The organism is Citrifermentans bremense R1 (assembly GCF_000426865.1).
GTDB lineage: Bacteria > Desulfobacterota > Desulfuromonadia > Geobacterales > Geobacteraceae > Geomonas > Geomonas bremensis.
In genome coordinates, this window is sequence record NZ_AUGE01000035.1 from 1 (window position 1) to 19677 (window position 19677).

Here is a 19677-nt window from a genome sequence, read left to right on the forward strand (position 1 = left end):
TGACCGCCATGGTCTCGCCGATGGCCCGGCCGAGGCCGAGGATCGAGGCCCCCAGGATGCCTGATTTGCCGTAGGGGAGGATGGCGATCTTGATGGTCTCCCAGCGGGTCGCGCCGAGCGCGATCGCCGCTTCCTTCTGGCTCTGCGGCACGGCGAGCAGCACCTCGCGGGTGATGGAGGTGATGATCGGCACCACCATGATCATCAGGATGAAGATGGCGGCCAGCATGCTGACGCCGTAGGGGGCGCCCTGGAAGAGCGGGATGAAGCCGAAGTGCTCGATGAGGAAGGGCTGGACCGTGGACTGGAGCCAGGGCGCCATGACCAGCACCCCCCAAAGGCCGTAGATGACCGAGGGAATCGCCGCCAGCAGTTCCACCAGGGGGGCAACCAGGGCACCGACGCGCGCCGGCGCTACTTCGGTGATGAAGAGGGCCGCGCCTATGCTCAAGGGGGTGGCGAGTGCGAGCGCCAAGACCGAGGAGACCACCGACCCGTAGAGGTAGGGGAGCGCCCCGAAGATCCCCTGGACCGCGTCCCACTCCGTCGACTTCACGAACTGCCAGCCGAAGGCCTTGATGGCGGGCATGCTCTCGCCGGTCATCTCGTAGAGCATGAGCGCCAGGATCAGGATGATGCTGAAGGCGAAACAGGTGGTGAGATAGCGGAAGAGGCAATCTCCATTCACCTTCTTCGAGGTTCTCGATTGTGTTGTCGCTGATGCCAAGTCGGTCTCCATTTCATTGGTGCAGTCGGAACTGCGCGCGTCTGTATCCAAGCGTTGCCTCCGGTGCGTCTTCAGTCGCCGCTTGATGGGGGCGCCATGGCACAAGCACTGACGACGCTTCTTCCCCTTGTTCATTCTTTACTGTGACTCAGTAGGATGCCGCAGGAATGTTACAGCGTTGTTACGAACAGGCAAAATGTTTATGAATCCTTTTTCGTCCGCTTCGAACAGACAGGCGACTGAGTACTTATTACAGTTTGTGTTCATGCCCGCAGACAGAGGTAAACAGGGGGATGGGAGTCGCTGCGTAGAAACGGTCACAGATCCTGCACCTGTCGCCTTACTGCTTTGTTCCAATGTCAGGGGCACCCTCGGCAACTATTCACAGACTTTTGCCATGACTGTAACCAGATCGCGACATTTCTCGATTATAGTCCTCGGCAAATCCAGAAAGGAGACATTCAAAATGATCAAGAGTATTAAAAAAGCATTCCTGACCTTGGCCCTGATGGCAGCATTCGGTACCGCGGCGCAGGCATCCGCCGAGACCCTCATCAACGGCGCCGGCGCCACCTTCCCGTACCCGCTTTACTCCAAGTGGTTCACCGAGTACGCCAAGGTGGATAAAGGTGTGAAGTTCAACTACCAGTCCATCGGCAGCGGCGGCGGCATCAAGCAGATCAGTGCGCAGACCGTCGACTTCGGCGCGAGCGACAAGTTCCTCTCCGACCAGGAGCTGAAAGCCGCTCCGGGCAAGCTGGTCCACATACCGACCGTCATGGGCGCCGTGGTGGTGACCTACAACGTCCCGGGCGTGGGCACCGGCCTGAAACTCAACTCCGAGGACGTCGCGAACATCTACCTCGGCAAGATCACCATGTGGAACGACCCGAGGATCGCCGACGACAACAAGGGGGTGAACCTCCCGGCCAAGCCGATCATCGTCGTGCACCGCTCCGACGGGTCAGGCACCACCAGCATCTTCACCGACTACCTGACCGGGATGAACCGCGAATGGGCGCAGAAGGTCGGCAAGGGCGCTTCGGTGAAGTGGCCGGTTGGCCTTGGCGGCAAGGGTAACGAGGGTGTCGCGGGGCAGGTGAAGACCACCCCGTATTCCATCGGCTACGTCGAACTCGCCTACGCCTTCGAGAACAAGCTCCCCTACGCTTCGCTCAAGAACAAGGCCGGGGTCTTCGTCGAACCCTCCATCAAGTCGACCAGTGCGGCAGCAGCCGCAGCCGTCAAGGATATGCCGGCTGATTATCGCATCTCCCTGGTGAACCAGCCGGGTAAGGACGCCTATCCCGTGGTCGGATTTACCTGGCTCCTGGTGTACGAGCAGCAAAAGGACGCAGCCAAAGGGAAGCAGATGGTCGAGTTCCTGAACTGGGCCATGACCAAGGGGCAGAAGATGGCCGCCCCGATGCTCTACGCGCCGCTGCCGGAGAGCGTCGTGAAGATGGTGCAGAAAACCATCAAGACCATCAAGTAGGTCCACTCGAAGAACAGTGCCCCGGGGGGCGGCAAATGCCGGCCCCCGGGGCTTTTCCTTCCCTGCCGTCCCCTCGTACTAACCCTGCTGATCCTTTCGGTTTTACCTAATCCAAAGCAATCGCAAACTCTCTCATCCTATTCGGAACTCACTCAGTAAATTCACCTTTGTCTCACGGGCACGACTTCTTGCCCATTGCGCAGGATGTAAAAACTCTGTTACAGGTCTGTGTCAATTGTTGAAAAAAACAAATTAAGGAGCTACACAAAGAGATGCTCGGTAAATAGGTTATTCCAAGAGGTGTGTCGCGGCAGCTTGCATCCTGCAGGAGGTTTGCCTATGAATGCTGACGAACCGCTTTCTTTGTCCGGCGACAGCGCTGTCTATCGCTTCCGGAAAAGCCATCGGTTTCATACCGTGGTAACGCAGCGGTCCAGGCTCTTTACCCCGGTTCTTCCTTGCCTTGCAGGGATCGGCTGTCTGTACCAGGCGCTGGCCGGTTTTCGGGACCGGCGCGAGTACGCTCCGCCCGGGACGCTGGTGAGCGGAGGCGACTGCCACCTCCATGTGTTGTCGGCAGGCGAGGGGGCGCCTTCGGTGATCCTCGAGTCGGGCTTGGGCGGGATCTGCTCGGGGTGGACCTGGGTCCATTCGGAGGTAGCCAAGTTTTCCAGGGTCATTTCCTACGACAGGGCGGGGCTCGGCTGGAGCGGTCCGGATCCTGGCCGCAAATCGGCCGTAGTCGCGGCGCTTCGGCTGCGCGCCGCGTTGAGGCAAGGAGGCGTACTCCCCCCCTTCGTGCTCGTCGGTCACTCCATGGGAGGGCTTTTCGTTCGGGTGTTCGCCGACCAGTTCCGTGACGAGACCGCGGGAATGGTGCTGGTCGATGCGGTCCATCCGGACCAGCACCTGCGCAGTTCCGCGATCCGGACACATATGGACTCGGGGTTTCGTTTCCTGAAGGCGGTTCCTTTCCTGGCTCGGCTGGGCTACATCCGCCTCTCCCGGTTTTTTCGCGACTGGGGGGACGGGCTCCCGGCCCGTCAAGCGGCCGAGGCTGAGGCGATGCTCGCGGACTGCCGCCACCTGCGGAGCACGCTCGATGAATCTCTCGCCTGGAATGAGATCTGCGCCGAGGTCCGCTGTGCCGGTGGGCTTGGAGACCTGCCGCTGGCGGTGGTGACGGCCGGTAGTGACGTGCTGCCGGGTCAACCGGAACTGCAACGCGAACTCGCATCGCTCTCCTCGGACAGCGTCCACCTCGTCGTCGAAAATGCGGACCATGTGACGCTGGTGACGCGTCGGGAGCATGCCCTGCGGGTAGCGGACGCGGTCCGTCACGTGGTGCGTCGAGCCGAGGCAGCCCCGAATGCAACCTCGATCCGGGGCAGTCTTTTCCGGTGAAAACCTTGTGGTCCCATTGCGCGACCCGGATTCCTCCTTTATCTACCGAAAAGCTACATAACATTGTCCCGATTGCCACAACCCCGTAACGCTCCTTGTTCATAATGAAAAAAAACGAACCAGGAGGAACGATATGGCTGGATTGGTTTTGCCGAAGGTATTGAGGACGGTAGCCGGACATCCCGCGCTTGTCGGGGTAGCCTGCGCAGCCACCGGGCTGCTGCGCCAGATGTCGATAAAACCTTTTCACCCCTCGGTAAGGAGGAGGGAGCTGGAACTGCGGGACCGGGTGAGTCTCCACGCCTGTCGGGCCCTCGTGTTCAAGGAGAAGGGGGCGGGTAACGTGCCGACCATCGTGGTTGGCGGCTTCGTGCCCGATGCCACCGAGCAGGTGGAGTTCCAGCGCTCGCTGCTCAGGGAATACGGCAGCATCTACTACATCAACTACCCGCGCCACGGCTTCAGTACCGAGCTGTTTTTCGCGCAGCTCGCCGACCTGATCGAGGCCATCAACAACCGGGACCAGAAACCGGTCCTTTTCGGCGTAAGCTTCGGCTGCGGCCTCATCGCGCGTTTCCTGCAGGAGAGCCGGGACACGAAGCTCCTTAGGATCCGCGGGGTGGTCATGGCAAGCCCGGTCCTCTGCGCCGAGGACCTGATCCGCCCGGTGCGGGGGAAGGGCGAGGGGGTCAGGATGCTGGAAAGCAACCTGCGACGGATTCTGGGGAGTGCCGATAACGACGGCGAAGGAATCGGACGCCAGATCGAGCGTGCCAGGAGATGCTTCCAGGCGCTGTTCGAAACCGGTGCCCAGAACCGACCCCTTTCCAGCAGGCACCTCTCGATAAAAAAGAAGATCATGCAGGTCATCGAAGAGACCCCCGCCGTGGGGGGGTACCAGCGCGTCCTGGCCCTGAAGCAGTTCCTGCGGCCGGCGGGGGAGCGCCCGATATTCTGGGGGGCCGCCCTGACCCTGCTTGCCGAGGAGGAGGAAAACCTCCTGGTGCCGACCTCCCCCACCCTGGGGCTTTTCGGCCATCCGCAGCAGAGGACGTCGCTCTTTCCCAACGGCGTCGTCAGGCGGGTGATTTCCGACGTCGCAGGGGACGCAGTCGCCCATGCCTCCCTGATTTTTCACCACCGCTGCTACAACCCGCTGATCCGGGAGTGGTACGAAAACCTGTTTCCCGCGAAGCTTAGCGAGGCAGTGTGATGACGCTCAGCGATACCATGAAGGCCGCCGCCTTGCCGGTTTTCGACCGTCTGGTCAAGGCGGGCGCCGCTTTGCACGCTTCACGCCTGGCCGGCAGCGACCCCGTCGCCGCGCAGCGGCGCATCTTCAGCCGCCTTCTGGCGCGCGGGGCCTCGACCAGGTTCGGCGCCGATTACGGGCTCTCCGAACTCGCCTCCTTGCCCCATGCGCGGGCCTACGACCTGTTCCGCTCCCGCGTGCCGCTGCGCAGCTACGAGGATTTCTGGAACGACTACTTCCGTTACGGGGCCCGCGAGTCGGACGGCAGGGTGACGCTGGCGCTTGAGGACGTCACCTGGCCCGGGAAGGTCCCCTTTTTCTGCGAGACCTCCGGGACCACGGCCCCCAGCAAATTCATCCCCTTCACCATGGAGATGTTCGCGGCCAACCGGCGCGCCGCCCTGGACCTGACCTCATGCTACCTGAGCGCCAACCGCCGCAGCCGGCTCATGGAAGGGAAACTCCTGTATCTGGCCGGCAACACCGAGCTCAGCGACCGGGGCGAAGGGGTCTTAAGCGGCGACATGAGCGCGATAACCCTGCGCTACCGCCCTTCCTACCTGAAACCTTTCATCGCGCCCGATGCGGCGACCGCGAGGCTCCCCTGGGAGGAAAAAGTGGAGCGGCTGGCAGAACTGCTGCTGCGGGATGCTTCGATACGCGGCATTTCCGGCGTTCCCCCTTGGATACTGCTGCTGTTGAACCGCTGCCGGGAGCTCGGTGGAGCGCCGCTGGCCACGTTGCTGCCGAACCTGGAACTTATCGTGCACGGCGGCACCAGCATGAAGCCCTACCTGCAGGAGTTCGAGCAGCTCTTCCCGGCCCGCGCTCCCCAGTTCCTGGAGGTGCTTCCCTCCTCGGAGGCCTTCATGGCTTTCCAGCGGCCGGGAGAAAACCGGATGCGGCTGGCCCCCTACTACGGCGCCTTCTTCGAGTTCGCGCCGTGCGACGAGTTGGAGGGGGGGCGGCCGGCGCCCGACGCCCCCTGCGTGCCGCTGGAGGAACTGGAGCTCGGACGCCGTTATGCCGTGATCCTGACCACCTGCGCCGGGCTCTGGCGCTACCATATCGGCGACACCTTGCGCTGCACCGACCGCGAGAACCTCTTCATCGAGTTCACCGGTAGGGACCGCTTCCTGGACCGGTTCGAGGAGAAGGTGACCCAGGGGGAAGTCGAGGAGGCGGTCGCCCGGCTCAACCAGATGCCGGGGGTGGAGGTCAGGGAGTTCATGGTCGGTCCCCAGATCGGTAGCCGCCGCCACCTCTGGATCCTCGCCTTGGCCGCCGGCTCGACCGGGTCTGCCGAGATGCTGGCCGGGCACCTGGACGCTTCGCTGAACGGCATGAACGCCGATTACCGCACCTTTCGCGAGCAGGGACGGATCAAGCCGCCTTTGGTCCTGACGGTCCCCGAGGGGGAGATATACCGCTGGTCCAAGGAGGTACGGGGGAAGCTTGGGGGGCAGAGCAAGATCCCGCATGTGGATCCGACCCTGGAGGGGGACTTGGTCGCGAGCCTGGCTCGCTACTGCGGGGCAGGCGGCGGACGGTAATGGCGGCCAGGGGCGTATGGGGAGCGCTACGGAGGGGGGCTACCGCGGTGCTTGGTTCCGGGATGTCCCCCGGCAAGCTGTCGCTGACCATCTGCCTGGGGAGCGCGGTGGGGGTCATGCCCCTTCTCTGGGGCACGACCGCCATCTGCGTGGCGCTGGCGGCAAGGCTCAGGCTGAACCAGGCCGCGATGCTTGCGGTGAACTACCTTTGCTACCCGTTGCAGTTGGCGCTTTTGCTGCCGTTTTGCCGGCTGGGGGATGCGCTTTTCCCTTGGGGGACGGCTGTAAACGCGGAGATACTTCTCGAAGCCTTGCGCGGCGGCATCGGGGCGTCGTTCCGGCTGGTGGCCTGGGCCACGGCGAAGGGGATCGGGGCTTGGGCGCTCACCGCTTTGCCGCTGGCCCTTTTGCTGCACCCCCTGCTGAGCGGCCGTTTCAAGGGGCGCTTAAGCGAAGGCGCCGCTTCTAGCAGTCGTTGAGCAGGGCGGCCAGCTGCTCTCCGTAGATCTGTACGTTCATCTGGCGGTACGAATCGCGTATTCCCTGAAGTTGCTCAAGGGAGCGGTCGAAGTTGCTGAAGGTCCTTCCGGCGAAGAAATCGATCAATTTCATGCCGCCCCCTCCTTATTCTGCTCGGCCGGCGTCGCCAGCAGGAACACGCCGGTCATCTTGAAGAGCATGGCATGCATCTGACTCAACCCTTCCAGCCTGATCTCCGCCTTGCCGCTGATCTCCTTGAAGCATCGCAGCAATAGCGCCACCCCCATGGAGTTGACCCTTCCCGCCTTGGCGAAGTCGAACCGGACCACCGGGTGTTTCACCTTTGCGGGGATTGCCATGAGCAGCGCCTCCGAGTGGAGGTCGATGGTGCCTTCCAGTGCGAAGTAATCGCACGCTGTAGAGCCGTTGTTTGAAGTCTTTGCTGTGGTCATGCCGCTATCTCCTCTTCGATGATGTGAAAGCCGCGCGGCGTCGCCGGGTCGAGCTTGGAGGCAAGGTGCAACTGCCCCCCGACCGCGGTACGCCTGCCGGGTTGTACGCTGACGTGGAACTGGTCCAGGAAACGCCAGACGATGAAGAGCCCACGCCCGCCGCACTCGTCGGCGTCCTGGTATCCGTCGGCGTTGCGCGTCAGGCATTCCAGTACCTGGTCCGGCTCAAGGCTCCCCCAGTTGTCCGTGAGGTTGAGCGCCAGCGTCTCGCCGTCGAAACCGAAACTGAAGACGATCACCTCATGCGGCAGCATCTGCCTTTTCTCTCCCTTGCGGAACATCGGGACTCCATGGCTGGCGCGAGGGGCGCCGTACATGGCGTTTTCCATGAGCTCGTCGGCCAAAAGAGAGGCTTTCTGTCTCAGCAGCTCGATTTCGTCCCCCTGGCCGGCCAGTACCCGCTCCAGTGCGCCGATCACGCCTTCCTTGTCCTCGCTCGAGCCAAGCTCGAAGCTGTGCACCGGGGTCCCGGTCTTCAAGCAGGAGGCGGCGTCCCAGGGGCGCCGCTGCGCCAGCATGGCGATCACCGCAGGGAGTTGCTCGCCTCCGGCGAGATCGTGTTTGGCACTGATGGTGAGGTGCCTGATCCGGTCTGCCAGCAGGGACCTGAGCGGCGGCGCGCCGGCCTCGCGCGAGATCACCAGGAATTCAGCCTCCGGGCAGATTGCACGCAGCCTTACCGCCAGTTCGGGGTACGCCTCCGGGTAGAGTCGCGCGGAGAGCATGACGACGCCAAAGTCTGTGTCGGCTGTAGAGTCCCGAAGCGCGCGGAGCGCAGAGGCTAGGTCCCCGTCGACGGTGAGGCAAACGATATCCGCCACCTCCGACAAGGCTTCTCGCCAGTCGGCTCGGTCAGTCGCATCCAGGAATAAGGCGGCAATCTTCTTCACGCTTTTTGTCTCCTTGAGTTGTCGTTAGCTGCCATAGCAGGCGATCAGCGTCGTTACGTCGTCTTCCAGGGTCCTTTGGCCGGTGAAGTTGAAGACGCTCTCCAAGAGGTGCTCATGGAGCAAGTGGGGGAGGCATTTCTCCCTCGGCAACAGCTCCTGCAGCCGCCGATAGCCGAACTCCTCTCCCGAGGCATCGACGCTCTCTACCACCCCGTCCGTGTAGAGAAAGAGGCAGTCCCCGGGGGCGAAGGCGGTCACGGTTTCCGGATACTGCGCGTCCCGCTCGAAACCTAGGGGGAACCCGGAAAGGGTATCCAGCATTTCAGGGGCGGCGCCTGAGGCGCGCATGAGGAAGGGGAAGTTGTGCCCCGCGTTGGCCACGGAGAGTGAGCCGGCCGACAGGTCCAGGGTTGCGATCAGGCAGGTCATCAGTAGGGTCTGGCGCGCCGTGGCGAGGATGGCGTTGTTCATCCCGGCCAGAAGGCCCGAGGGGGTGGTAACCCCGAGGGAAACCAGCGTGTGCAGGCTTGCCTTCGCGGCCGTCGTCACCATGCCGGACTGCACGCCGTGTCCGCTTACGTCTGCGATCACGACGCCCAGGCGGTTCTCTCCCACCGGGAAGTAATCGAAGAAGTCGCCGCCGATCTCGGAACTGGTGGTGACGCCGGCTCCGATGGTGAGCGGTCCGAAGCGGAATTCCGGAGGGGGAAGCAGGTCCTGCTGTATCTTCACCCCCCGCGCCACTTCTTCGCGGATCCTCGAACTGAGCCGGTCAAGTGCCCGCAGAAGTTCCTTCTGCTGCTCCGCCACCGCCATCATCAGGTCGGAGACGGCCACCACGCCGAGACATTCGCCGTCGTCTACCAGTGGAAAGGAGTCGGTCTGCAGGGCGGGGTCCACGGCGAGGAGCCTAACTGCCGCCTCGTTCACTTCGAGGTCGGGGGGGAACACCACCCGTTTCCCCTTGAGGTCTTCGAGCAGGCAGTCGGCGGGCTTTTTCGCGTACAGTTCCATGGCGAAGGGGCGACTGAGGAGGTTCAGCAGTTCGCGGCGGCTCACCGCCCCCTTGAAGCTTCCTTGCTCCGCAACCGCGATCAGCGGCAGTTCCGGATCTTCCTGGAAGAGGCGCAGGACGTGCTGCACGCTAAAATCGCTCCCCACGCTGACCGCGCTCCTGCCGATGTCTCTCAGCCTTACCAATGCTTCATGGCACATAGCGAAACCTTCCTTTCACCGCCGTAGCATAGACCTCTATTTTTGCGACCGTGTTACAAGGAGGTCAATGTTTAATGAGGCGACTACACCTTGTCCGACTGTACGTGGAAACTGAGCCTCGCCGCCGTCACCCGGCTCAGGCCGGTATAGAGGAAGATGCCCCCCCAGAGTCCCTGCAGCAGGAGGATCGGAGCGGGGTTCCAGAGGGCGCTCAGGCCGGTGCCGAGGTCCGGGAGCGGTTCCAGCTTGCCGCCGAAGTGCCATGCGGCCCAGGCGCCGTAGCAGACACCGATCATCCCCATCCACTGGTACGCCGACAGCCTCCCCGCGCCGCGATAGTCGTCGCGGAAGAACTCCGAGACGACGCGCCAGGCCTGGGTGACCGAGAGGGTGAGCAGAAAGGCCGCGCCGTACTGCGCCTTGAGGAACAGGCAGGTTCCGGCGATCCCCGCGCCGCAGTACAGGAAGTAGGTGATGCCCTGCACCGGGAGCACTTTCACCCCGTCCAGCCCCGAGGCGTAGGCGATCTTCTTGGTCTTGCCGGTGAAGGTGAGGGCGATGGGGGAGAAGAGAGAGGCGACCTTGGGGTGGCAGGCGGCGAGCGGCTTTCCGTAGCAGCAACCGAAGCTCATGCACGCGAGCCTGCCGTACCCTTCGCCGAAGGCGTATGCGACGCCGATGGCGGCGAGGGCGGCCAGAGGGGGAATCGGGGCGCTGTCCCCGAGGCAGCGGTTCACCAGGACCACGATCCAGGGGGCGAGCAGGGTGCCGACGAAGACGGCTCCTCCCACGGTGAAGGTGTTGGCCTTCCCCTCCACGAGCTGCGCCACCAGGCGCGAGGCGGGGACGCAGGCCGCCAGCAGGAGAAAGACGATGGCCGCCACGCTCCTGAAGGGGATTCCGGCCGCCCCCATGAGGAGCAGCGCGAGCGCACCGGCCGCGACGTAGGCGTTGGCGGTCAAGATGCCGTACCAGGTGAGGTTGGCCCCCGCCCAGGAGCCGTCGCCGGTTTTCCTGATGGGGACCGAGGCCGCTATCTGCCAGCGCTCCGCCGGGAGCGTCCTCCATCCCCAGCAGAGGTAGAGGGCCGAACCTGCCGCGAGCCCCAGGATGAAAAGCGTCTCTGTCATAGTTAGCGTCTCCTTCTCCGGTTTTTCAGCGGGCGCGGGCCAGCAGTGCGCGGACCCTTATGTCCGTTTCCACCAGGGGAATGCCGAACCCCTGCGAGAACCTGCTGGTCACGTCGGTGCGGGCCTGGTTTTCCAGCAGGTCCGCGGCGAAGCTCACCCTCCCTTTCTGGAAGATGACGATGTCGGTGCTGCTCCCGGGGCGGTAGAGCGATTTGGGCTGCCCCTTCTCGACGAACATGCCCCGCGTTACCGGCCGCGGGTCGCGGTAGCCTTCGGCGCTGTAGCACTGCACGATGTCGCCGATCATGAGCGCCACCACCTCGATCATGGCGACCAGGCCGACGTTGCTCCCTCCCTTGACGTCCGTGTTGACGATGGTCACCACCCGGCGGTTCTTGGAGTAGGGGGTCGCGACGGCGACGATCGCCTCCGGGTTGCAGGAGTTGAACTCGCCGTCGATCGTGTAGATGTCCGCCACCTCGCCGGAAACCGGGGTGTGGTTGTAGTGGTACTTGTCGGGGGTGAGTCGGAACAGGGCGAAGTCCCCGTCGCGCAGCGCGTTGAGCCAGGGACGGCGCTCGCCGCCCAGAAGCTCGTCGAAGCTGAAGAACTTGTCCTTGATGAAAAGACTGGAGGTGTCCCGGCAGGAGCCGACCAGGACCCGGGCGTCGGCGGGAGAAACCACCTCTTCCGGCCTTTCCGGCATGGGGCGGCACTCCCAGTAGCGTATCTGGCGTTCGAACACCTTGCGCGGGGTGTCGAGTTCTTCGGGCCGGAGCAGGCATTCGGATAGGTCGACCTTCAACTGGCGCAGGAATCGGGCGCAGGCCGACCCCCCGGAGGCGAAGGGGAGGTCGTAGTTGACGTAACCGAGGATGCCGGTCATGCGCGGGCTGGTCAATAGCCGGAACAGCGCGGGCGCGCTTTCCCGCACCCCGTGGTACATGAGCCGGACGAACCCGTCGCCGAAGAGCGATTCGTCGCAGACAGCGCCGCTGTCGCGCGCGATGTACTGGTGCCGTGTCGTCTGCATTTTTGAGGTCCTCCTTCGCGGTTGCGATCGCGTACGTTTCGCAAGACCTGTGTACCTCAACTATATGGAGATCTTGTGACCAACAGGTGAAACGTCGGTTACCTTCGCCGGAAAAACGAAAAGGGGCCCCCGATGCGGGAGCCCCGTGAGACGGCGCATGTACTTAATCCTCAACCCTTGCCACCGCGAACTCCCCCTCGTGATTCACCACGGACGGGCGGGGTGGGGGCGCTTGCCGTTATGCCGGGCGTCACGGTTGAGAAGCCGGCCTCGCATGCCGGACGTTGACCCCGTCCACCATGAAAACCACCATCTCCGCGATATTGGTGGCGTGGTCGGCGATGCGCTTGAGGAACTTCGAGATGCAGGATATGGCCAGGGCGCGCTGTACGACTGCCGGGTCTGTCACCATGAAGCCGATCAGCTCCCTCTGCAACTGGTCGTGCAATTCGTCGCTGGGGGTATCCGCCCGGCACACGGCCAGAGCCGCTTGCACGTCCTGGCGCACGAACGCGTCGAGGGCCGCCTGTACGGCGCTCGCGGCGGCTTCGGCCATCCTGGGAAGATCGATGTACGGCTTCAACTGCGGTTCCCGGTTGAGCTCCACGGCTCGTTTGGCGATGTTGACGCACTCGTCGCCGATCCGTTCCAGATCGACCACCGTCTTGAGCGCAAGGGTGACGAAGCGCAGGTCCCGGGCGGCGGGTTGCCGCAGCGCCAGAAGGTGGAGGCATTTCTCGTCGATCTCCATCTCCAGCCGATTCACCTCGGCGTCCATGGCGACGACCTGTTCGGCCAGCTCGGAATCCCGTTCCACGATCGACTTCATCGATTTTGAGACCATAAGCTCCACCTTCCCACCCATCTCCAGGAGTTTCAGGCGAATCGCGGCCAAATTGCTGTCGAACTGGCTGCTCACATGTTCCTTGTTCATCATGCCGCCTCTTGTGTAGGTTAGTGTGGCGCTGCGGCTGCCGCTATTGTGCCGCTATAGGTCGACTCGGCCCTGTTGAGAGTGACAAAAAAGGTGGAGCCCTGTCCGTTGCTTTGCACCGACACCGTTCCCCCTTGCAACTGGACTATGTGTTTCACGATGGAAAGGCCGAGGCCGGTTCCCCCTTCGTCGCGGCTGCGCGCCGAGTCGACCCGGTAAAAACGCTCGAAGATACGTGGCAGGTCCTTCGAGGGGATGCCGATGCCGGTATCCTGGACGGCGATAATGACGCCTTCTTCCCGGTCGGTCGCGCTGAGCGTCACCGACCCTCCGGCGGGGGTGTATTTCACCGCGTTGTCGAGCAGGTTGACGATCACCTGTTCCAGGCGCCCCGGATCTGCCATCACGCAGGGAGCCCCCTTCAGTCCGGAGAGGTCGACTTTGATGCCGCGTTCCCGGATCTTGCGCTCCAGCAGGGCGACCACGTGCTCCGCAATCTCCTGCACCTTCACGCTCCTGGTCTCCAGCGGGATCGCACCGGACTCCAGCTGGGACAGGGTGAGCAGGTCGCTGACCAGGGAGGCGAGCCGGTCCGCGTGCGAGTACATGATGTTGACGAACTTCGTTGCCTGCGTCGGGTGTTCCAGGGCCCCGGCCAGAAGCGTCTCGGCGTACCCTTTGATGATGGTGATGGGAGTGCGCAATTCGTGGGAGACGTTGGCTACGAAGTCGCGCCGCATCTTCTCCATCTGCCGGATGTCGGAGATGTCGTGGAATACCGCCACCACGCCGGTCACCACCCCGCACTCCACCAGCGGCACCCAGTGGACCAGAAGCGAGCGCTCTTTCGGGGAGTGCAACTGCAGCTCCTCGACGCGCTCCTGGCGCGAGGACAAGATGTCCCTGAACGACTCGTGCAGCGCGGGGTGGCGCGATATGTCGATGAGCAGCCGTCCTTCCACCTCGTCCTGCAGCCCGAAGAGTCCCTTGAAGGCGGGGTTGACCAGGGTGATGCTCCCCTGGGGGTCGGCCACCATGATCCCTTCGCCCATGCCGCGAAGAATGGCATCCAGCCTGTTCTTCTCCGCCTCCAGGCGGTCCAGTTGCGCCTCGGTCTTTGCCGCCATTTCGTTGATCACCCTGGCAAGCTCGGCAACCTGGGGGTCGGTTACGGCGGGAAGCCTGGTGCTGATCTCTCCCTTGCCGATCCTGGACGCCATGGCGGCCACGGCCCGCAGCGGCCTGGTGCCGACCTGGGCCAGGAGGTAGGTGGAGCAGACGACGATGGAGGCGGTCAAGAGCAAGGCCCCGCCGACTCCGAACAGGCGCTGCTCGTAGCCGCAGAGGACTGCGGCAAAGGCCAGGACGACGACGGACTGGATGCCGACGACTTTCGATCTCATTGCACCTCCAGTTTGTACCCGAAGCCGCGCACCGTCTTGATCATGTCTCCCGCCTGGCCCATCTTGGTCCGCAGGCGGGTGATGTGGGTATCGACGGTGCGGGTGTCCTCGACGAAGTTGTAGCCCCATACGTCGCGCAGCAGAACGTCGCGGCTTTGGACCCTGGCAAAGCGCATCACCAGGGTGTACAGGAGCTTGAATTCGGTTGTGGTGAAATTGATTTCGTCTCCGTTCACGGTGACTTCGTGGCGCTCGGTGTCGATTCTGATGCCGCCGACGTTGATGATGTTGGTCGCCACCGGCTCGGGGGCCTTTCGACGCAGCACCGCCTTGACGCGGAGCATGAGTTCTCTGGTGGAAAACGGCTTGACCACGTAGTCGTCGGCGCCGACCTCGAAGCCGACCACTTTGTCTATCTCCTCCCCTTTGGCCGTCAGCATGATCACCGGGATCTGCGCGGTTTTCTCGGATTTCTTGACGGTCTTGCAGACGTCGGTACCGAACATCCCGGGCAGCATCAGGTCCAAAAGGATCAGGTCCGGCTGAACCTGCTCCACGGCCTCCAGACCCTCGGCGCCGTCGAGCGCTATCACCGTCTTGTACCCCTCCCGTTCCAGGTTGAAGGAAATTAGCTCCGCGAGGTCTTTCTCGTCTTCGATAATCAATACAATTTGCATCGCATCCCCCTCTAGCTTTGCCATCGGCATCGGGCAATAAAGTCGTCGTTCGTATATATTCATACAACTCTATTGTTTAGAAACCGTTACAGCTCTGTCAATGTGCCGTAAAGTCGTCGTTTTCTCAGGCGAAACGTTTGCCGTCCGTCCGGTGCGGAGCGGGTGCTCAAGGCCCGCCTCGATAGAAAAAAGGGGCGGGATACGGGGAGGGGGCAGGGTGCGGTAAAGGGGGGATTGCAGCCCGGCTAGCTGCGGCGCCGGGCGGGTAGGAGGGACGTGGGGTTACCGCGGCGGCTCGGCGACGGGAGCGTGTTTGTTGAACCCGGGGAGCAAGGGGAATTGCGCCGGCAGGTTGCGCGCCTTGTCCTTGGACAGGGAGACGAAGGGATGCGGCCGCGGCGCGGGGGCCAGCTCCACCTTCGGCAGCAACACCGAGAAGGTGGTGCCCATGCCCTCGCCGCTCGCCACGTCGATAAACCCGCCGTGCCGCTTCACGATGCCGTAGCTTATGGAGAGGCCGAGCCCGGACCCCTTGCCGACCTCCTTCGTGGTGTAAAAGGGGTCGAAGATCCTGCTTCTCGCGGTCTCGTCTATGCCGAGGCCGGTGTCGGAAAAGGAGATCTGCACGTACGCTCCCGGTTTCGCCGTGTCGTGCCCGGCGAGCTCAGACGCCGACAGTTCGATGGCGGACACGTCGACGGCGAGGGTGCCGCCGTTGGGCATGGCGTCCCGTGCGTTGGTGGCGAGATTCGCCAGCACCTGCTCGATCTGGCCCTGGTCCACCAGGATCCCCTGAGGCGCGCTGGAGAGGTTCAGCACGAAATCGACCTCGGTGCCGACCAGCCTTTTCAAGAGCCCGGCTACGTTCTGGAGCAGGGCGTTGCACTCGAGCTTGGCGGTGGGGAGCGCTTCCTCTTTGCTGAAGGCGAGAAGGTTCTTCACCAGGGTTATGGCGCGGTGCGACGCGTTCTGGATGTTTTCGAGGAAGCCGCGGTAAGGCGCCGGGGGGGAGAGCTCCAGCATGAGTAGATCGGTGTAGCCGATAACCGCGGTCATGATGTTGTTGAAGTCGTGGGCGATCCCGCCGGCGAGGGTTCCTATCGCCTCCATCTTCTGCGCGTGCAGCAGCTGGCTTTCCAGCTTTTTCAGTTCCGTTATGTCGTGGAAGGTCCAGACCCGTCCGGCCGGCCTACCTCCGTCTGTCGGGCGCGGGCGGGAGAAGCGCTCGAAGCACCTGCCGTCGCGCAGCTCGATCACGTCGTAGCTTTCGGACTCGGGCTGCCAGTAAAGCTCGCTCACCTTCTCGAAGAAAAGGACCGGGTCCTTGATCTCTCCCAAAAGCGACAGGAGCAGGTCGTTGCTGTCTCCGCCGGTCAGGTCCTCGTCCTCGAGCCCCCACATTTCCATGAAGCGGCGGTTGTACGCTACGACGTCGCCGTTGGCGTCGACCGCCATGATACCGTCCATGGTGGACTCGATAGTCGCCGACAGCAGGGAGCTGGCTTCGTCGCTGGCCCGGCTGAAATGGCGGTGTTCGCATCTCATCCTGGCTGTCTCCAGCGCCAGGGTCGCCGCGCCGGCCATTGCCTCGATGAGCTCGATCTCCGTGGCCAGGAAGGAGAGGGTGGGCGTGCGCTTCAGCTCTATCCAGGCTAGCAGACCCTTGGTGCTGTCCACCAGCGGGACCGCGGCCGAACCGTCGTTGCCGGTCAGGACCTCCGCTTGCCGCAGCAGGCGCTGATAGGTCGCGTGGGTCGCAGCACGGCTGCGGCGCGGCTGCGCCGGGCTTCCGTCGGACGGCCGCTGCGTCACGACGACGTCGTCGTTGAAGACGACCCCTCCGCTTGCCTCGGCTGCACCGACCGCCTCCATCGCCTCCTGCAAAAGTATCCCCAGCGCCTCGAGCGGGTCCGGCGTGCCGTTCAGCCGTTTACAGAGGTCTGCGAGGCGGCGCACTGCGCCGCCTGGGACGGTTTTGCTTGAAGCGTCGGCTGTTTCTTGTCCCGATTCCAGGGCCGGTAGGCGAGCTTGCATCGTGGTCTCCCTTGTCTACGCGGGTCCGGCTTCTTGCCGGGCCATGCGCTGTCGAACGATGGCGTCAGCATAGACCGCTTTTCTTGTGGCTGTGTTACAGCTCGGTCAAGGTTTCATTAGAAGTGGCGCTGGCAAGGGAAGGCGCCGCCCCTGCCCCGACGCGTCCCGGGGGTAGCCAGGCACCTTGGGGGGTGGGAGAGGGCCAGGTCTGCACCCAGTAGCCGCAGATGAAACATTTGATGGAGTCGACGGCCCCGGTATTTACCGTCTGCGTCTGCCTCATGATACCGATCTTTGCCCTGCATTTTGGACATTCCATGACGCGTTCTCCTTTGCTGAGGTGTTCGTGCTGCTTTGGGATCTGTTGCCCCCCTAAACGAAAGGCAAGAAGGGGGCTCGCGCTACCCCGCCCGGTAGAGCGGCGGCGCCTTTGGCGCGGCGCCGGTTTTGCCCTTGAGCTCGGCGTCCGCCTCGGCCTGATCGCGCTGCACCGTCATCAGGGTCAGGTTCATCAAGCGCCTGAGGGTTCCGAGGTCCAGCCGCTCGGCGAGGAAGTCGGCGCGCACCCTGGCCAGCAGGGGCGCAGCAACCCCTTCCTCTCCGGTTTCCTGCAGCAGGAGCCGCTCGGCTTCGCTTCCCGCGCGGGCGGCGCGGTCGAGCGCTTGGAAATCCTCCTCCAGCGCGTCGAGCGCCTCTTCCATATGCCTCCTTCTAAGCCCTTCGCGGTAGTAGCGCTCTGCGCCGCGGTTGAAGTCGTCCGCGTTGATCTTGAGCGGCTGCTTCCCCCCCACTTCTGCCAGGATGCCGCTGGTGAGTTTTCCCGCCACCGAACAGCGCTCCGGGTCCATCAGGCGGGCTTCAAGGCCGGCCATGGTTTCTTCGAGCCCCATCATCTCGATCAGGTCCGCTGCGTCCTGGCGCAAAAGCCGCAGCAGGGCCATGCGATACTCCCTCACCTTGACCCTGACGTAGCCCGGGTAGCGCCGGCTGCTGCGGATCTCCCTCGTTTTTTCCAGGATGCGCTGCAGGAACCGGTTGGAGCTGTCGCGCCTGACGTAAAAGGTCGGGTTGCCGATCGCCGCCGCGAAGAAGATCTGGCGCCGCTCGCTCTCCAGGGTGGGGTCGTCGGGGATCGAGGGGTGGGTGAGGGTTCCCTGCGCCATGTACTTGAAGGCGAGTGCGTTGATCAGCATCTGCAGGTCGGTGGCGCCGGCGAGGTCGTCCCGGATCGAGTCGAACTGGCTGTAGTGGCGCCCTTCGAAGCCGGAAAATCCCATCACCGCGTGCTCGCGCAGCTTGTACAGGAGGTAGAGCGACATCTGCTGGTCGAAGACCCCCATTTCGGCCAGGTCGCGCTTCAGCTTCTCGCTGCTCCCCGCGCGGCCGTTCAGGGCCGGGCTCTGCGGCGTGCTCATCAGGCAGATCAGGTAGTCGACCAGGCGAAAATCGGGGACGAAGTCCCCTTTGAGGCCGAAGAGCCCGCTCACCATCCGGTCGATCCAGGGGGGACCGAACGGGGTGACGGGCTGGCCGAAGACGGAGATCTTCGCCTTCTTCTGCCAGCGCCTCCAGAGCATGCGCAGGTGGGTGTAGTCGAGTTCGTGCGGCAGGAAGCCGAGCGCCTTTTCGGGATGGAAGGCGGTATAGCCCAGCCGGTGGGGGGCGGCGGAGTAGGTCCCGACGAAGAGCGGCAGGAAGTGCTCCGCCATCTTGATGGCGAGATCCCCCAGGTACTTTTCGTGGGCCGGTGAGAAACCGGAGGCGGGGTCGGAGAGAAGGTTACCAAGCCTGCGGCTCCCCAGGCTCACGTGGGTTCCGTTGTTGGCAAGGCTCACGTTGGAGACGTTCGGGAGCACCACCAGGTTGTTGGTGATGATCCCCGCCTCCCGCAGCTTGGAGACCGCGTTCAACTGGCTTCTGGAGAGAACCTGGTGGCAAAGCTGCATGTAGCGGTACTTCTCCTCGCCCCGATCCCAGCCGGAGAGACATGGGCTCATGAAGAGGTCGCGGTAGAAGGCGTCGGGGACGTGGTCGTTCAGCTCCTTCTGCCTGACCGGCGGGTGCGGCGCGAAGTAGACCATGGCGCGCTGGCCGCTTTCTTTCAGCCCGAAGCTCTCGTTTGCATGCATGGCGAGCATCTGCGTGAAGAGGAAACGCTTGGAGGTCTCCCTGGCGAGGGCGCGCCCCATCCCCCCCTGCCGGGTGAGCGGCACCACGTGGAAGGAAAAGGTTTCGGGGGAGGTGTTGTCGTTAAGATAGTGCCCCAGAAGTATCTTGCCGGTTTCGTTGAGGGGGGAAGGAAGTTGCTGAGAGCCGATCAGGTCGGCGAGGGAGAGTTTCAGCAGATAGCTTACCGGAACTCTCAGTTGCTGCGTTCCGTCCGCTGCGGTAACGAAGAAGCGCCCGGCGTCGCTGCGCCGTCCCGCCTGGGGGGCCTTTTTGTCCGTCGAGAGGTCGTTCTCGAAGACCCGTAGCGCGAAGGGGGAGAGGCGGCTTGCCGGAAACCTCACCCAGCTGTTCTCCCAGACGTTTTCCTTGTTTCCGGCCAGAAAGCGCTCGAGGTCCGTGATCAGCCGCTTGGGCGTGTCGCCTGCCGCGGCCCGTTTGGCGATATTCGCGAAGTAGTCCGATTGCTCGATGGTAAGCGGCAGGTCGACCCTGCTCCGCTCCCCCTCCACCACGGCTTGCAGCTCGGTCTCGGTCCCCCCGGTAGTGTCGCCGGCGGCGAACGGTAGGCGCTCCAGGAATCCCTCCGCTGCCGGCTCCAATCCGGCAAGCCTCGTCATGATATTTCTGAGGAAATGGGGGTGGAGCTCGGTGATGGTGGCAGGCGAGGGGAGGGAAGTCGGGGTGGCGTCCAGCTGTCGTGACATTGCAGGCCTCCTTTACGGGCAACTACGTCTCCAGAGGATGAACTGTCTGGCAGCCCGTATGTAGC

General features: G+C 63.4%; 18 protein-coding genes. 5 read left to right on the plus strand and 13 right to left on the minus strand.

Features of this window, described 5'->3' with window-relative positions; genetic code table 11:
• On the minus strand, positions 1 to 739 hold a 739-nt coding region (gene pstC / locus K419_RS22215; protein ID WP_404813205.1), incomplete at its 3' end, for a phosphate ABC transporter permease subunit PstC.
• A 454-nt stretch (positions 740 to 1193) separates the two neighbouring features.
• Here pstC and pstS point away from each other — a divergent pair.
• The 5 genes from pstS (at position 1194) to K419_RS0116645 (ending at position 6910) form a co-directional block, all read left to right on the plus strand.
• A complete protein-coding gene (pstS, locus tag K419_RS0116625; protein ID WP_026842558.1) occupies positions 1194 to 2222 on the plus strand; it encodes a phosphate ABC transporter substrate-binding protein PstS in 1029 nt (342 codons plus the stop codon).
• A 339-nt stretch (positions 2223 to 2561) separates the two neighbouring features.
• Positions 2562 to 3626, plus strand: coding sequence for an alpha/beta fold hydrolase (locus K419_RS0116630; RefSeq protein ID WP_026842559.1), 1065 nt, complete (start codon positions 2562 to 2564; stop codon positions 3624 to 3626).
• 133 nt (positions 3627 to 3759) lie between these two features.
• Entirely contained in the window at positions 3760 to 4839 is a 1080-nt protein-coding gene (locus K419_RS0116635) for an alpha/beta fold hydrolase (protein ID WP_026842560.1), read from the plus strand.
• Entirely contained in the window at positions 4839 to 6431 is a 1593-nt protein-coding gene (locus tag K419_RS0116640) for a GH3 family domain-containing protein (RefSeq protein ID WP_026842561.1), read from the plus strand. Before K419_RS0116635 ends, K419_RS0116640 begins: the two co-directional genes overlap by 1 nt.
• Positions 6431 to 6910 (plus strand): DUF2062 domain-containing protein, encoded by a 480-nt coding sequence (locus K419_RS0116645; RefSeq protein ID WP_026842562.1) that lies wholly within the window; start codon positions 6431 to 6433, stop codon positions 6908 to 6910. The genes K419_RS0116640 and K419_RS0116645 overlap by 1 nt, the downstream gene beginning before the upstream one ends.
• On the opposite strand, the gene K419_RS23890 is transcribed toward K419_RS0116645, so the two are convergent.
• The 12 genes from K419_RS23890 to K419_RS0116705 all read right to left on the minus strand — a co-directional run bounded on the left by K419_RS23890 (position 6897) and on the right by K419_RS0116705 (position 19612).
• A complete protein-coding gene (locus K419_RS23890) occupies positions 6897 to 7043 on the minus strand; it encodes a hypothetical protein (RefSeq protein ID WP_198013124.1) in 147 nt (48 codons plus the stop codon). The two genes, K419_RS0116645 and K419_RS23890, sit on opposite strands and share 14 nt — an antisense overlap.
• Positions 7040 to 7363: an STAS domain-containing protein gene (locus tag K419_RS0116655; protein WP_026842563.1), complete on the minus strand. Its 324-nt coding sequence runs from the start codon at positions 7361 to 7363 to the stop codon at positions 7040 to 7042. Before K419_RS0116655 ends, K419_RS23890 begins: the two co-directional genes overlap by 4 nt.
• A complete protein-coding gene (locus K419_RS0116660; RefSeq protein ID WP_026842564.1) occupies positions 7360 to 8313 on the minus strand; it encodes a hypothetical protein in 954 nt (317 codons plus the stop codon). Before K419_RS0116660 ends, K419_RS0116655 begins: the two co-directional genes overlap by 4 nt.
• A 24-nt stretch (positions 8314 to 8337) precedes the next feature.
• Positions 8338 to 9528 carry a PP2C family protein-serine/threonine phosphatase gene (locus K419_RS0116665; RefSeq protein WP_026842565.1) on the minus strand — a complete coding sequence of 397 codons (1191 nt, stop codon included), beginning with the start codon at positions 9526 to 9528 and terminating at the stop codon, positions 8338 to 8340.
• An 83-nt stretch (positions 9529 to 9611) separates the two neighbouring features.
• Complete coding sequence (locus tag K419_RS0116670; RefSeq protein ID WP_026842566.1) at positions 9612 to 10658, minus strand: prolipoprotein diacylglyceryl transferase family protein; 1047 nt, start codon at positions 10656 to 10658, stop codon at positions 9612 to 9614.
• A 25-nt stretch (positions 10659 to 10683) separates the two neighbouring features.
• Entirely contained in the window at positions 10684 to 11691 is a 1008-nt protein-coding gene (locus tag K419_RS0116675; RefSeq protein WP_026842567.1) for a phosphatidylserine decarboxylase, read from the minus strand.
• Between the two features lie 250 nt (positions 11692 to 11941).
• Complete coding sequence (gene phoU / locus K419_RS0116680; protein ID WP_026842568.1) at positions 11942 to 12625, minus strand: phosphate signaling complex protein PhoU; 684 nt, start codon at positions 12623 to 12625, stop codon at positions 11942 to 11944.
• A gap of 20 nt (positions 12626 to 12645) precedes the next feature.
• Positions 12646 to 14028 (minus strand): two-component system histidine kinase PnpS, encoded by a 1383-nt coding sequence (pnpS, locus tag K419_RS0116685; protein ID WP_026842569.1) that lies wholly within the window; start codon positions 14026 to 14028, stop codon positions 12646 to 12648.
• Positions 14025 to 14705, minus strand: coding sequence for a response regulator (locus K419_RS0116690; RefSeq protein WP_026842570.1), 681 nt, complete (start codon positions 14703 to 14705; stop codon positions 14025 to 14027). The genes pnpS and K419_RS0116690 overlap by 4 nt, the downstream gene beginning before the upstream one ends.
• A gap of 282 nt (positions 14706 to 14987) precedes the next feature.
• Entirely contained in the window at positions 14988 to 16661 is a 1674-nt protein-coding gene (locus K419_RS22825) for a two-component system sensor histidine kinase NtrB (protein WP_226377719.1), read from the minus strand.
• A gap of 172 nt (positions 16662 to 16833) precedes the next feature.
• Positions 16834 to 17058 carry a hypothetical protein gene (locus K419_RS22225; RefSeq protein WP_035497357.1) on the minus strand — a complete coding sequence of 75 codons (225 nt, stop codon included), beginning with the start codon at positions 17056 to 17058 and terminating at the stop codon, positions 16834 to 16836.
• Between the two features lie 82 nt (positions 17059 to 17140).
• Entirely contained in the window at positions 17141 to 19612 is a 2472-nt protein-coding gene (locus K419_RS0116705) for a hypothetical protein (RefSeq protein WP_026842571.1), read from the minus strand.
• Between the last annotated feature and the right edge of the window lie 65 nt (positions 19613 to 19677).

Excerpts from the sequence above, each read along its gene's own strand:
- pstS (WP_026842558.1), top strand. The coding sequence starts at position 1,194 with ATGATCAAGAGTATTAAAAAAGCATTCCTGACCTTGGCCCTGATGGCA.
- K419_RS0116630 (WP_026842559.1), top strand. The coding sequence starts at position 2,562 with ATGAATGCTGACGAACCGCTTTCTTTGTCCGGCGACAGCGCTGTCTAT.
- K419_RS0116635 (WP_026842560.1), top strand. The coding sequence starts at position 3,760 with ATGGCTGGATTGGTTTTGCCGAAGGTATTGAGGACGGTAGCCGGACAT.
- K419_RS0116640 (WP_026842561.1), top strand. The coding sequence starts at position 4,839 with ATGACGCTCAGCGATACCATGAAGGCCGCCGCCTTGCCGGTTTTCGAC.
- K419_RS0116645 (WP_026842562.1), top strand. The coding sequence starts at position 6,431 with ATGGCGGCCAGGGGCGTATGGGGAGCGCTACGGAGGGGGGCTACCGCG.
- K419_RS23890 (WP_198013124.1), bottom strand. The coding sequence starts at position 7,043 with ATGAAATTGATCGATTTCTTCGCCGGAAGGACCTTCAGCAACTTCGAC.
- K419_RS0116655 (WP_026842563.1), bottom strand. The coding sequence starts at position 7,363 with ATGACCACAGCAAAGACTTCAAACAACGGCTCTACAGCGTGCGATTAC.
- K419_RS0116665 (WP_026842565.1), bottom strand. The coding sequence starts at position 9,528 with ATGTGCCATGAAGCATTGGTAAGGCTGAGAGACATCGGCAGGAGCGCG.
- K419_RS0116670 (WP_026842566.1), bottom strand. The coding sequence starts at position 10,658 with ATGACAGAGACGCTTTTCATCCTGGGGCTCGCGGCAGGTTCGGCCCTC.
- K419_RS0116675 (WP_026842567.1), bottom strand. The coding sequence starts at position 11,691 with ATGCAGACGACACGGCACCAGTACATCGCGCGCGACAGCGGCGCTGTC.
- phoU (WP_026842568.1), bottom strand. The coding sequence starts at position 12,625 with ATGAACAAGGAACATGTGAGCAGCCAGTTCGACAGCAATTTGGCCGCG.
- pnpS (WP_026842569.1), bottom strand. The coding sequence starts at position 14,028 with ATGAGATCGAAAGTCGTCGGCATCCAGTCCGTCGTCGTCCTGGCCTTT.
- K419_RS0116690 (WP_026842570.1), bottom strand. The coding sequence starts at position 14,705 with ATGCAAATTGTATTGATTATCGAAGACGAGAAAGACCTCGCGGAGCTA.
- K419_RS22225 (WP_035497357.1), bottom strand. The coding sequence starts at position 17,058 with ATGGAATGTCCAAAATGCAGGGCAAAGATCGGTATCATGAGGCAGACG.
- K419_RS0116705 (WP_026842571.1), bottom strand. The coding sequence starts at position 19,612 with ATGTCACGACAGCTGGACGCCACCCCGACTTCCCTCCCCTCGCCTGCC.